Here is a 12,843-nt window from a genome sequence, read left to right as displayed (position 1 = left end):
GGCCCTGGCGTCCCGGTGGAGCGCCCAACTGGACGAACGACCTGGACGCCAGGGCCCGTGTCTGCTCGGCTTGCCTGGGTCGACGGTAGGCGGGATGGGAGCCCCACCCCCCACCCCCACCACAAACAGCCCGCACCCGCCTTCCTGCCCCCGCCATCCCGGAGCCTGAGCGCCCCCGCCGGAGGCATTGTTTTGACCTTGCTGTGGCTCCGGCCTGGGTGCTGGGCCGTCAGGCGGGGCGGGCTGTGCAGCTGGGCCTGAGATCAGAGCGGCTCAGCGAGGGCTCCCTCGCTCCGAATGCCCACCCCAGGGGGCACGGCAAAGCCGAGGAGTCGATCTTGACCGGCCCCTATGGGCTACCGTCCCGCAACTGGCGTGCTCGATCAGCCGCGCGCCGGCGGAGCCGGGCCCAGAGCGGACGCCGAAGGCGGGGAGCGTCGGGGCCCGGCGCTGGAGCCGAAGCGCGCGCGGCGAGCGGAGCGAGCCGCCTTGATGAGGTAGAGAAACCTGTAACAGGCCCAGGGGTCATGGGACTTCGTGCGGCCACTGGCACTTTTTCTGACAGTGCCCTCCAGGGGGCATGGGTACCTTCGTAGAGTCGAAGGGAGCCCATCGTGGGGGCGGAAATGAGCACGGGGCAGAGGGTGGCGCGGGCACGCCGCCGACTTGGCTGGGACCAAGCGCAGTTGGCCGCAGCTGTCGGGCGCTCGGTCAGCTGGGTGTCGAAGGTGGAGACGGGGCGCCTCCCCTTAGACCGTATGAGCGTCCTCGGGCAGCTTGCCGAAGTCCTCGACGTCGAGGTGATCGAGCTGACGGGGCAGCCCTACCGCCATGACTCCTCGGAACTCGACTCGGGCCACGCGGCGATCCCCGGCCTTCGGCTTGCCCTTCAGCAGGCCACCATGCCGGGCGGCGCGCTCCTCCTCGGTGCTGTGGAGCCCCCGTCACTCGCGGAGATCTCCGTGAGGGTCAAGGCTGCGGAGCGGCTCCGCCAGGATGCGAAGTTCACGGCGCTCGGTGACGTCCTCCCGCAGATCCTCCGGGACCTCATCGTTGCCTGCGACATCGCGGAAGGAGACGACCTCTCCCGCGCAGAGTCCCTCATGCTCCGTGCCAGCCACATGGCCCGCGTCTCCTCGAACCTGCTCGGTCACCACGACCTCGGGTGGAGTGCCGTGCAGCGTGAGCTTGTCGCGGCTGAGCGCGCCGAGTCGCCGGCGCTTCGGGCGGCCGCCCGTTGGGACCTCTGCGGCGTATGGCTCTACGAGGGCGAAGTAACCGCGGCGCGGGATATGGCGCTCCGGGCGCTGGACGACCTCGAACCGGATCTGTCGACAGCCGACGCCGACATTCGCTCCTTGTGGGGAGCCATGCACCTTCGCGCTGCCGTGGCGTGGTCCCGTCTCTGGGACCGCTCCGAGGCTGAGTCTCATCTGGCTGAGGCGCGTCGGATTGCGGCCGATCTCCCGGCGGACGGGAACGTCTTCCAGACCCAGTTCAACGCCGTGAACGCCGAGATCCACAGCGTGGAGGTCAGCCTGGAGCTGGGGCACCCTCGCGACGTCCTGTCCCGCTCCGAACTGGTGGACGTCATGCACATCGCCTCCGGCGAGCGGCAGTCGCACTTCTGGGTCTGCACGGCCGCCGGTCAGATGATGAACGGCAAGGCTGAGGCTGCTGCGGGCTCCATCCTCCGCGCCGACGCGGTGGCTCCGCAGCACGTACGCAACCGCCCGGTCGCCCGGAACCTCGTGGACGACCTGCGGTCTTCCGGTCGGAACGCGCGCACGGAGGAGATCCGGCGCCTGGCCGGACACATGAAGCTCAGCTGATCAGCCTGGACGGAGAGGGGGCCGTCGCCGTGAGGGTGGCAGAGAAAGCGCGATTACTTGTGGAGCTGCACGAGATCCGGAAGCAGCTGACCGAGGCGGCACAGCGGGTGGACCGGCTCGCCGCCGCCGTCACGGCAGATCGGCCACGTGCTCTTCGAGGCGGTCGAGCCGGGAGTTGATGAGAGCCAAGGCGGCTTTGATCTCTGCCAGCTCGCTGGCCAGGGTCGGAGCCGCTTCCGTCTCGATCGAGGGCGGGTCGCTGGCGACGAACGTGCCGCGTCCCTGCTGGCTCACGATCAGGCCTTCATCCCGAAGGATGTCCAGCGCGTGCCGGACGGTCATGGCTGCGACGCCGTACCGCTCGGCCAACTTGGCGTTGCCGTCGAGCCGCTGGCCGGCCGTCAGCCTTCCGGCCGCGATCTGCCGACGGAGGTCGTCGGCAACCTGCGCGTAGGCGCTACGGGGATCATCTGGGCTCACAGTCACAAACCCAGGTTATCTAAGTGATCTAAAGAAGTCTGCCCCAGGGGCTTGTGCTCTTTGCCATCTCTACTAATCTAGGTAACACAAGAGAAGTTAGAGATGTCTAGCTGGGAGCGGCGCCCTACCGCCAAGCAGTCCGCCGCTCCCGTCCCTGAAGGGAGCTTCCATCATGCCTGTTTCTGCTGTGGTCTACCGCCGGTCGGTGTCAGGTGGGGCCTGCCCCGCGTGCCTGGAGGGCCTGTGTGCCGATCCCGCCGAGTGCCTGTACTTCCTGACCTCGCGTCCCTGGGCCGATTGCTCCGCCTGCGAGGGCTCTGGCTGGGCGGCTGAGGACGCTGACCCGCTGGTCTTCTGCGAGTGCTGCGGGGGTTCCGGCCTCAACGAGCACACCGTCCGCTCTGTCGCATCGATCGACGTCAGCGAGGGCGCCAAGCAGCGGCACGCGGCTCACGTCGCCCGCCTCACCGCGCGCCTTCCCGTGTCCCCGGTTCCCGTGACGGTGGCCGCGTGACCCGCTTCCCCGTCGCCCCCGAGGCCGTGGCTGGTGCTGCGGCCTCTCTGGGTACCGACCCCCTCACGCTCGCCGATCTCCTGCGGGTCGCCTCCACTCCCGGCTTCGACCGGTGGCAGGAGCAGGTGCGCCGCACCGGTGGCTGCTCGGACCCGATCCACCTGTCCGGCTCGACCGTGACGAGGGACCGCCGCACCGGGGATGTTCTCTACTCGTACTCGACCGTCGATGAACCCGGCGGCCGGTTGCGGGTCGCGTGCGGCAACCGGCGGGCCTCCCGCTGCCCCTCCTGCGCCTGGACCTACGCGGGGGATACCTACCACCTGATCCGCGCCGGGATCACCGGCGACGAGACGAAGGCCGTGCCGACCACGGTTCGGGAGCACCCCCGCGTGTTCGCCACCCTGACCGCGCCCTCCTTCGGCCCGGTCCACAACAGGCCTTCCTCCGGCTGCTGCCGCTGCGGCTCCATCCACCCCGACGACGATCCGGCCTTGGGGACGGCGCTTGACCTGGAGAGGTACGACTACGCGGGTGCCGTCCTCTGGAACAACTACGCCGGACAACTCTGGCAGCGCTTCACGATCTACCTGCGCCGGGAGCTGGCGGCCCGTGCCGGGCTCTCTCAGCGAGCCTTGGCCGACTGCTGCCGGGTCTCCTTCGGGAAGGTCGCGGAGTTCCAGAAGCGCGGGGCGGTCCACTTCCACGCTGTCGTACGGCTGGACGGCCCGGATGGACCGGACGCCCCTCCGCCCTCGTGGGCCTCGGTCGGCCTGCTGGACGACGCGATCCGTGCTGCGGCTGGCCGAGTGGCCGTCACGGTTCCGGCGGCGGGGGAGTTCCCGGCCCGGATCCTGACGTGGGGGACGCAGATCGACGTGCAGCCCATCGGAGGCCTGGGGCACGAGGAGCTGACCGAACAGGCCGTCGCGTCCTACGTCGCCAAGTACGCCACCAAAGCCGCCGAGACGACCGGCACCCTGGACCGCCGCATCGGGGAGCGGGCCGAACTCGACAAGGCCACCCTTCCCGCCCACACCCGCCGCTTGATCGACGCGTGCTGGGACCTGGACAACGCCTACCCGGAACGGATGCTCGCCCGCTGGTCCCACATGCTCGGCTTCCGGGGCCACTTCTCCACCAAGTCCCGCGCCTACTCCACCACCCTCGGCACCCTCCGCCAGACCCGCGCCGACTACCGCGCTGCCCAGGAACGCCGGGAACGCGGCCTGCCCGACCCCGACGACGCCGAGGAGGGCTCCACGCTCGTCCTCGCCCACTGGACCTACGCCGGGCACGGGCACACCCCCGGCGAATCCTGGCTCGCCGCAGGCATCGCCCGCGACATCCGCACCAACCGCGACACCGCCCGCGAAGCACTCTCCGAACTGAGTCCCGACGACTGGGAGACGGCCGTATGAAGCGCGCACTGCCCGCCCGGTACCTCACCCCGGTGGACTTGGCCGATCTGCTCGGCGTCCCGCTCGAAACCGTCTACCAGTGGCGGCGCAAGGGGACCGGACCGCGCGGGTTCAAGGTCGGTCGGCACGTCCGCTACGACCCGGAAGACGTTCGCCTCTGGGTCCACTCTCTGATGGAAAGGGCCGCCTGATGGCTGGACACGTCCAAGACCGCTGGTACAAGACGGAGCCGGGTCCGGACGGCAAGCCGGTCAAGGTGAAGACGGACCGGTTCGGGATCGGCCTCCGCTACCGCGCCCGGTACATCGGCCCCGATGGCTCCGAGAAGAGCCGCTCGTTCCCGGACCGCCAGAAGCGCAAGGCGGACGCCTGGCTCGCGAACATCGAAGCCGACATGTCCCAAGGGCGGTACATCGACCCGGCGGCCGGCGCCGTGACCTTCGCCCAGTACGTGAAGGGGTGGATGGCGGCACTGACCATCGACCCCGTGACCCGGGAGAGCGTCGAGATCCGACTCAGGGTTCACGCGCTGCCCTACCTCGGCGACCGGCCCATGGCCTCCTTCCGCCCCTCGCACCTGCGGGCGTGGATGCGGGAGCTGGAGGCCACCGGCCGCGCCGCCTCCTACCGGCGCTCGATCTTCGCGAACGTCTCCGCCGTCTTCACCGCTGCCGTGGAAGACCGGATCATCGCCGAGAACCCGTGTCGGGCACGGTCCGTCCGGGCCCCGCGGATCGACCCGCGCAAGGTGAAGCCCTGGACCGTCGACCGGGTGATGGCCGTGCACGAAGCACTGCCGGAGCAGTATCAGGAGATGGTCGCCCTCGGCGCGGGCTGCGGTCTGCGACAGGGGGAGATCTTCGGCTTGGCGGTGGAGGATGTCGACTTCCTCAGCGGCATCGTTCGCGTGGTTCGACAGGTCAAGCTGATTCGAGGCACCCAGATGGTGTTCGCCCCGCCGAAGGGCGGCAAGGAACGACACGTCCCCCTGCCGGAATCGGTGGCGTTCGCCCTTGCCGCGCACATCACCCGCCACGCGCCGGCCGAGACCTCATTGCCGTGGAAGATGCCGGACGGGGCACCGGTAAAGGCAGAGCTCCTCTTCATGGGCCCGAATGCGAGGCCTCCCCATCGGAACCGCTTCAACGAACGAGTGTGGCGTCCGGCCCTGCGTAAGGCCGGGGTCGAAGCGGGGCGCGAGAACGGAATGCACGCCCTCCGGCACTTCTATGCGTCGGTCCTCCTGGACGCGGGGGAGAGCATCAAGGCCCTGAGCGAATACCTCGGCCACCACGACCCGAGCTTCACGCTCCGCACGTACACGCACCTGATGCCGTCGAGCGAGACCAGGACCCGGGCCGCCGTCGATCGTGTCTTCCGGGCCGCACCCGAAGCAGAAGACGGCCCGGGCACGGCCCACGGCCCGAACTGAGCGGCTGACCTGCGCAAACACCAGAACAGCCACAACTGACCGTACGGGGCCTCCGGCCCGCACGTCAGCGCCGAGTGCCCTCCCGGTCCGCCGGGAGGGCACTCGTGCGTCCGGATCCGTTCAGTGCGAGGGCTGGAGGGTCCGGCGGCGCGACGTGGTGCGTGTCGCAGCTGAACTGGACGAGTTCGACGTTGTTGTCGGTCGAGGTCACCGCCGGCCGGGCGACCGCGGGGGCGGGCAGCAGCATGCGGCCTCCGGCGGCACAGACCGCCGACGAGGTCAGGAAGCGGCGTGCCGGAGTGTTCTTGCGCGTGGAAGGCTCCCTCCTGCACTGCGGAGGAGGTGGGAGGGGGCGACTGCGCGGCACCGGCGGATCGGCTCCCACACCGGCCGCCGCGGAGGCGGGCTGCCGGCGGACCGTGGTCCGAGGCGCGGCTGCCCCTCCCCCTACCGGCGCACCCGACCGGACCCGCAACCGAGGTCGCAGCGGCCGCGTGCGGACCGCCGTCAGTGCAGGGGGATCGTGCGGATCAGGCCCGCGAAGGCCTCCTGCTCCGCCTCGGTCAGCTCCACCGACTCCATCGGGTGCCCGGCCGCCGTGCGCTGGGACGGGATGACCGGCAGGCCCTCGCAGGCGTCCGGCTCCGGGTGGTGGAAGCGGCTGTCCCACAGCATGTGGCCCAGGCCGAGCACCCACACGAGGGCGGCCACGAGCAGGACGGCGAGGCCGATTTCCTGAGCGAGGGAGATGGAGGGGAACACACGGCCTCCAGGTGCGGGCGGTACAAGACGGACAAGATCGGGCGTGGGGGACACTCAACACCACAACCGGCCCATGTGGGCGCCGTTGTGTCCAGCGTCACCCCAGGGCCGGCTCCCCGCCGAGGGGCCCGGCCGTGGCGGCGAGCGGGCCCCTCCTGGGTGGTGTTACGGGCGGAAGCGCAGGACCTGCGGGTCGTGGTCGCTGTTCTGGACCGAGAACTCCGCGTTGATGTGCACGCTGTCGTAGGCGTAGTTCTTGATCGCCGGGCTGATCAGGATCTGGTCCAGGACCTGGGCGTTGCCCTGGTAGACGTAGGAGTACCGTTCCGCCTTCGGCAGCGACTTGATCGCCGAGTACAGCGCCCCGCCGTCCTCCAGCGCCTTGGCGGTGTTCGAGAACTCGAAGTCGTTGATGTCGCCGAGGGCGAGGACGTCCGCGTTCTTGTCGGCCGCGATGATCTCCTTGACGAAGGAGTTCACCGCCTGCGCCTGGAGCAGCCGCTTGTCCTCCGACTTGCGGACCGGGGGCTGGTGCTGCGAGGTCAGGCCCTCGTCGCCGCCCTTGGAGCTGAAGTGGTTGGCGATCACGAAGACCGTGCGGCCGCGGAAGACGAACTCGCCCGCCAGCGGCTTGCGGCTGTCGGCCCACGCCGGGTTCGCCGGGTCGATCCGGCCGGGGGAGTGGGTCAGGGCGGCCTTGCCGTTCTCCTTGGCGACGCCGGTCGCGGTCAGCGCGTCGCCCGCCGCGCGGTCGGTGAAGGAGACCCGGGCGGGGTTGAAGAGGAACACCTGGCGGATGTTGCCGCCGGGCTCGCCGCCGTCCTTGTTGTTCTCGGGGCTGATCGACCGCCACTGGTAGGCCGGGCCGCCCGCCGCCGCGATGGCCGCGGTGAACTTCTTGATGGTCTCCTCGGCCGAGACGGTGCCGTCGTTCTTGGCGCCGTTGTCGTCCTGGATCTCCTCCAGGGCCACGATGTCGGGGGAGGCCAGGTTCTGCACGACCGCCTTGGCCAGGTTGTCGAACTTCTCCTGCGGGTCGCCCGGGTCGAGGTTCTCCACGTTGTACGTGGCCACCGCGAGCTCGCCCGGCGACTGGGCCTTGGTCTTCTCGGGGGCGAGGCCGCCGGCCTTGACCGTGCCGAGGGTGCGGGCCACCAGGGTGTAGCCGCCGAACTGGTTGAAGTCCAGCGGGCCCTCGGTGGTGCCGGTCAGCCGGTCGCCGACGTTGGCCACGGGGAAGGGGTGCTGCGCCAGCGGCGCGAGCTGCTGGACCTGGAGACGGCCGGTGTTCTGGGACTCGTACGAGCCGTAGAGCGTGCCGCCGCGCTTGACGGTGTTCTCCCAGCCCTTCACCGTCACCCACATCTCCGCGTACGGGTCGGTGGCGCCGACCACGCGGGAGTTGCCGATGCGGACGTTCATGCCCTCCAGGGACTCGTAGTAGTCCAGGGCGTAGCGCGAGGGCTCCAGGGCCAGGCCGTTGATGCTGCCGCCGGCGGCCGGGTCGCCCGCGGGGGCGTACTCCGCCGGAACCGAGTACTCGTTGACGTCGGTCGCCTCGGGCAGCGCGTTGCCCGAGGACAGCACGGTCACGGCCGGCTTGGAGATCTGGGTGACCGACTGGTTGCCGGACGCGGCGCCGCCGGGGACGTACTCGCCGACGGTGCCCGAGACCTTGACGGCGTCGCCGACCGCCACGGTCGGGACGGAGTTGGTGAAGACGAAGATGCCCTCGCTGGTGGCGGGGTTGTCGTCGGCGTCGGGGTCCTGGATCCAGAAACCGCGCGAGCCGTAGGTGCGCACGCCCGTGACGATGCCCTGGACGTCGGTGACGGCCTTGCCGTTGAGCGGGGATATCCGGGTGGTGCCCTGGATGTCGTGGATGCGTACCGGATCGGCGGACACGGCGCCTTCGGCCGCGTCGGCCGTGCCCGCGAGCAGGCCGGAGGCCAGCGCGGCGGCGACGAGGGCGGCGACGGCGGCGGAACGGGGATGCGATGAGCGCATGGGAGGGAACTCCGGTGTGTGGAGGAAGAGGGGGGTGGGATTTGACGGTCCCTTAACGTCTACGCGCGTCAATCTCCTGCGTGACCAGCGAAGTTGTCAAGGTCTCCAGGAAATACGACAGCTGACTGTGGGATGAACCGACGGTTCCGCTCCGCCGGGGCGGCCCCGGATGCGTCTACGCTGGATCGCCGCACCCGGTCTGACGGACCCTCCGCGACCGTCCCCGGCACGCCCGTTCCGCTCCGCTCCGTCCCGATTCACCCCGCCGTCCCGCGCGCCCCCGTCCGAGGAGAACCACCCCATGTCCGCAGAGCCGCACTCCACGCTGCCGCCGGTACGGCTGCACTCCGATGCGGAGCTGGCCCGCGACGCCCTCGTCGCCCCGCTGTTCGCCCGCGCTGTACGCCTCGCCCGCTGGGCCGGCCCCGACACCCGCGTCGACGTCGGCGGTGAACTCGTCGCCGACCAGCTGCCGGCGGCCGCCGAGGCCCTCGGCCTCGACCCCGCCGACGAGGACTCGCCCGTGTACGCGGGCCAGGCCTGGCGGGTGGCCGTGGACACCGGGCTGGTCGACGTGACGGAGCCCGAGGAGGACAGCGGCGACGGCGCGGAGGGCGGCGAGCCCGAGTACGGCACGGCCGTGCCCGGCGAGGACCTCCCCCTGCTGGCCGGCGGCGCGCCCGCCGACGTCCTCGACCTGTGGCTGGCGGCCCTGGACACCGTCCTCGCGGACGCCGCCGTGCCCGACCTGGACGACCTCGTCGACGCCCTGGACGCCGGCGGCGAGATCGACTTCGACCGGCTCGACTGGAACCCGCAGCGCGAGGCGGACTTCCTCGACGGGGTACTCGCCAACCTCTACCTGCTCAGCGTCTCCGAGGGCGCCCCGCGCGACGGCCGGGTGCCGCTGCCGGTGCTCGCCGCCTCCATGATCATGGCGGACGAGATGGGAGACCCGTCCGACGCCGTGCTGGAGCAGGTCTCGGACGCCATGATGCGCCTCGACGACCAGTTCCGGCAGCTGGAGCCGATCGGCCTCGTCGACTACCTCCCCGTCGACGAGGCCCTGATGGCGGAGGCCGAGGACCTCGTCGACGCGGACGCCGTCGCCGGCGGCCCGGACCGGGCGGAGGACGACGAGGACATCACCCGGTACGGGATGGTCCGGCTGACCCCGCTCGGCCTGTACGGGGTGCGCGCGCGGATGCTGGAAGCCGGTGTCGAGGCCCCCGCCATCGGCGAGCTGGCCGGCAAGGGCGCGGACGCGCTGCTCGACGCCGTCTCCTTCTACCCGGAGGGCGCCGCGCAGGCCGAGATCGAGCAGTGGCTGGCCGGCCGGGAACTGCCCGTGGCCGTCGCCGAGCTGCTGGCCGCCGCCCGCGGTGACGACGAGGCCGCGCCGCTGCGCCGGCTGCGCTGCCAGCAGGCCCTCACCCCCGCCGGGCCGGAGGCCGAGCCGGCGGTGCGGGCCGTGCTGGACGACCCGCAGCTGGGCGGACTGGCCCGGGTCTGGCTCGCGGAGCACGGGGCGGCGGACGTGCCGGCCCCGGACCAGGAGATGGTGTTCTGGCTGACGGTGGACACCATCGCCGCGCAGCTCGCCGCGGACGGCGAGACCGAGGAGCTGCCCTTGCTCATGCGGAGCCTGACGGAGCACCACGCCGGTTTCTTCGACCAGGTGTGGCGGGTCGAGCACCCGGCGACCGCCCGCGTACTGGAGGCCATGGGCCGGATGCATCCGGACAAGAAGGCCGCGAAGGAGGCCCGCAAGGCCGCTTTCAAGGCCCGCTCCCGGCAGCCCTGACCAGGGGCGGGCTGCCGTGCGGCCCGGGACGGGGGCGGCAACAGGCCGTTTCGACGGCCGGAGTTCGCCATTCCGCCCGGTGGCAAGGGGCCGGTCGGCATTCGAGGGTAGTTCAGCCGCCGTTCACGTACGGCCGGGAGCGTGTGCGCCGACGACCGTACGTCAGGCGCACCACCTCCCCACCCCAGGAGACCCGATGCCCCTCAGCCGCAGAGACTTCACCGCCCGCACCGCCCTCGCCGGTGCGGGCGTCGCCCTCACCGGAACGGTCGGCGCCCTCGCCACCGCGCCCGGTGCGCTGGCCGCCGACGACCCGGTGTCCGGTGCCGCCGACGCGTCCGAGGGGCACGGCCGCCCGCAGGCCCCCGGCTACGGCCCGCTCCTGCCGGACCCCGCCGGACTGCTCGCCCTGCCCGCCGGGTTCCACTACCGCGTGATCACCCACAGCGGTGTCACCACCCTCGAATCCGGTGAGAGCACGCCCTCCCACCACGACGGCACGGCCGCCTTCGAGGGGCCCCGCGGCGTCACGCTCCTCGTCAACAACCACGAGCTGAAGGGGCCGCGGGCGGACTGGGCCCACCCCGTTCCGCTCGCCGAGGGCCTCGTCTACGACCCCGCCGCGTCCGGCGGCTGCACGGTCGTCGAGGTCCGGCGCGGCGGCGAGGTCGCCGAGTGGGTGGGCATCGCCGGCACCTCGACCAACTGCGCGGGTGGCGCCACCCCGTGGGGCACCTGGCTGACCTGCGAGGAGACCGAGGACCTGGCCGGCAAGAACGGCATGACCAAGGACCACGGCTACGTCTTCGAGGTGGACCCCCACGACCGGCGGGCGGGCCGCGACCCGCGGCCGGTCAAGGCCTTCGGTAGGTACGCCCACGAGGCCGTCGTCATCGACCCGCGCCAGGGCCACGCCTACCTGACCGAGGACGCCTCCGGCCCCAACGGGCTGCTCTACCGCTGGACCCCGCCGGAGGGCTTCCGGCACGGGCGGGGCAGGCTGCGCACCCTCGCCGACGACGCCGGGGTGCTGGCGGCCGCCAAGTGCTTCGACAAGGCCGGGCAGTTCGTGGACGACCTCTCGCGCGCGACGAGGACCGGCACCGTGTACGGGGTCGACTGGGTGGAGGTGACCGACCGCGACGCGCGCAGCCTTTCCGTGCGCAAGCAGTTCGCGGCGGGCGCCGTGACCCGGGCGCGCAAGCTGGAGGGCATGTGGTGGGCGGACGGCGGCGCCTACTTCGTCTCCTCGTACGCGCGCGCGGAGAGCCCGGGCACGGCGCACGACGGCCAGGTGTGGTTCTACGACCCCAGGCGGCGCACGATCCGTCTCGTCGTCCTCATCGGGGTGAACGCCGCTCCGGACGCCGAGGGCGGCTACGACGGCCCCGACAACATCACCGTCTCCCCGTACGGGGGACTGGTCATCGCCGAGGACGGCAACGGGCTGCAGCACCTGCTGGGAGCCACCGAGTCGGGACGCGTCTACCCGCTGGCGCGCAACGAACTGAACATCGGTACGGCGGAGAAGCCCGAGTACTCGGAGTTCACCGGGGTCTGCTTCTCCCCGGACGGGCGCACCCTGTACGCCAACATCCAGGATCCGGGCATCATGCTGGCGATCACCGGCCCGTGGCGGCGCTCCCCGCGCTGACCGGGGCCATCTCCGCGCGGGAGGCAGCGGCCCACTCCTCCAGGAGGAACTCGTACGCCTCCGAGGGCCACTCCCCGTCCGCCCGGGTCTCGACGAGACGCCGTATCGCCTCGTTCGCCTCGGCGGCGGACGGGCGCGCGGGACCCGCGGGCTGGAGTGAAGTCTGCATGCCTCCAAGGCTACGGGCGGGCACTGACAGCCACCCCCGGATTACGCGTGGCATCGATCACCCGGGCCGCACCGGCCCGGGTGATCGTCGGCCCCACAGGCCCGCCCACCTGCTCAGAGTGCCTGGGAGGCCGGCTGGACCATGCCGCGCACTGTGCGGGACTTCACAAAGTCGCCCATGGCCGTCATCTCCCATTCCCCGGAGAACTGCTTGATCAGCTTGGCCATCATCACACCGGTCTGGGGCTCGGCGCCGGTGAGGTCGAAGCGCACCAGCTCCTCGTCGGTCGCCGCGTCGATGAGCCGGCAGTAGGCCTTGGCGACCTCGGTGAACTTCTGGCCGGAGAAGGAGTTGACCGTGAAGACCAGGCCGCTGACCTCGGCGGGCAGCCGGCCGAGATCCACGACGATCACCTCGTCGTCCCCGGCGCCCTCACCCGTCAGGTTGTCCCCCGAGTGCTTGACCGAGCCGCTGAGGATGGACAGCTTGCCGAAGTAGCAGGCGTCGACGAAGTTGCGCTGCGGGCCGTAGGCGATGACGGACGCGTCGAGGTCGATGTCGCGGCCGCCGAACGCTGGCTCCCAGCCCAGGCCCATCTTGACCTGCGACAGCAGCGGGCGGCCGCCCTTGACGAGGGAGACCGTCTGGTTCTTGCGGAGGCTGACCCGGCCCTTGTCCAGGTTGATCTTCCCCGGGGCGGGGGCGGCGGAGGGGGCGGCCGGGGGCGCGGCCGGCATGGGCGGGGCGGCGACGGGCGCGGGCGCGGCG

The 12,843-nt window shown here is 71.4% G+C and carries 13 protein-coding genes; 7 read left to right on the top strand and 6 right to left on the bottom strand.

The features are described from left to right. Positions 1 to 626 precede the first annotated feature (626 nt). Complete coding sequence (locus tag WDV06_RS33285; RefSeq protein WP_395513550.1) at positions 627 to 1,832, top strand: helix-turn-helix domain-containing protein; 1,206 nt, start codon at positions 627 to 629, stop codon at positions 1,830 to 1,832. A 129-nt stretch (positions 1,833 to 1,961) separates the two neighbouring features. Here the strand turns inward: WDV06_RS33285 and WDV06_RS33280 are convergent, their stop codons facing one another. Beyond that, complete coding sequence (locus WDV06_RS33280; RefSeq protein WP_395513549.1) at positions 1,962 to 2,318, bottom strand: GntR family transcriptional regulator; 357 nt, start codon at positions 2,316 to 2,318, stop codon at positions 1,962 to 1,964. 166 nt (positions 2,319 to 2,484) lie between these two features. On the opposite strand from WDV06_RS33280, the gene WDV06_RS33275 reads away from it, so the two are divergent. From WDV06_RS33275 to WDV06_RS33260, 4 genes are read left to right on the top strand one after another with little or no spacing between them, the layout of a single operon-like run. Next, entirely contained in the window at positions 2,485 to 2,826 is a 342-nt protein-coding gene (locus tag WDV06_RS33275; protein WP_395513548.1) for a hypothetical protein, read from the top strand. Further along, positions 2,823 to 4,247: a replication initiator protein RepSA gene (gene repSA / locus WDV06_RS33270; protein ID WP_395513547.1), complete on the top strand. Its 1,425-nt coding sequence runs from the start codon at positions 2,823 to 2,825 to the stop codon at positions 4,245 to 4,247. Before WDV06_RS33275 ends, repSA begins: the two co-directional genes overlap by 4 nt. Continuing rightward, on the top strand, positions 4,244 to 4,438 hold the full coding sequence (locus WDV06_RS33265) for a helix-turn-helix transcriptional regulator (protein WP_395513546.1): 195 nt from the start codon (positions 4,244 to 4,246) through the stop codon (positions 4,436 to 4,438). Before repSA ends, WDV06_RS33265 begins: the two co-directional genes overlap by 4 nt. Continuing rightward, a complete protein-coding gene (locus WDV06_RS33260; RefSeq protein ID WP_395513545.1) occupies positions 4,438 to 5,679 on the top strand; it encodes a tyrosine-type recombinase/integrase in 1,242 nt (413 codons plus the stop codon). Before WDV06_RS33265 ends, WDV06_RS33260 begins: the two co-directional genes overlap by 1 nt. Positions 5,680 to 5,743: 64 nt before the next feature. Here WDV06_RS33260 and WDV06_RS33255 read toward each other — a convergent pair whose 3' ends face one another. The 3 genes from WDV06_RS33255 to WDV06_RS33245 all read right to left on the bottom strand — a co-directional run bounded on the left by WDV06_RS33255 (position 5,744) and on the right by WDV06_RS33245 (position 8,448). Then, positions 5,744 to 5,926 (bottom strand): hypothetical protein, encoded by a 183-nt coding sequence (locus tag WDV06_RS33255; RefSeq protein WP_395513544.1) that lies wholly within the window; start codon positions 5,924 to 5,926, stop codon positions 5,744 to 5,746. Positions 5,927 to 6,186: 260 nt separating this feature from the next. Then, a complete protein-coding gene (locus WDV06_RS33250) occupies positions 6,187 to 6,441 on the bottom strand; it encodes a hypothetical protein (protein ID WP_395513543.1) in 255 nt (84 codons plus the stop codon). 165 nt (positions 6,442 to 6,606) lie between these two features. Next, positions 6,607 to 8,448, bottom strand: a complete 1,842-nt coding sequence (locus WDV06_RS33245) for an endonuclease/exonuclease/phosphatase family protein (RefSeq protein ID WP_395513542.1) — start codon at positions 8,446 to 8,448, stop codon at positions 6,607 to 6,609. A 301-nt stretch (positions 8,449 to 8,749) separates the two neighbouring features. On the opposite strand from WDV06_RS33245, the gene WDV06_RS33240 reads away from it, so the two are divergent. Together WDV06_RS33240 and WDV06_RS33235 are read left to right on the top strand one after the other, a co-directional pair. Further along, positions 8,750 to 10,252, top strand: a complete 1,503-nt coding sequence (locus tag WDV06_RS33240) for a hypothetical protein (protein WP_395513541.1) — start codon at positions 8,750 to 8,752, stop codon at positions 10,250 to 10,252. 196 nt (positions 10,253 to 10,448) lie between these two features. Next, complete coding sequence (locus WDV06_RS33235) at positions 10,449 to 11,906, top strand: alkaline phosphatase PhoX (RefSeq protein WP_395513540.1); 1,458 nt, start codon at positions 10,449 to 10,451, stop codon at positions 11,904 to 11,906. Here WDV06_RS33235 and WDV06_RS33230 read toward each other — a convergent pair. Further along, entirely contained in the window at positions 11,875 to 12,075 is a 201-nt protein-coding gene (locus tag WDV06_RS33230) for a hypothetical protein (protein ID WP_395513539.1), read from the bottom strand. The two genes, WDV06_RS33235 and WDV06_RS33230, sit on opposite strands and share 32 nt — an antisense overlap. 113 nt (positions 12,076 to 12,188) lie before the next feature. Next, positions 12,189 to 12,843, bottom strand: a 655-nt coding sequence (locus tag WDV06_RS33225) for a TerD family protein (protein WP_395513538.1), incomplete at its 5' end; no start/stop codon positions are given.

This window comes from Streptomyces racemochromogenes, assembly GCF_044129415.1.
GTDB lineage: Bacteria > Actinomycetota > Actinomycetes > Streptomycetales > Streptomycetaceae > Streptomyces > Streptomyces racemochromogenes_A.
Note: the sequence above shows the minus strand (reverse complement) of the source record. Positions and strands in the feature narration are given on the sequence as shown.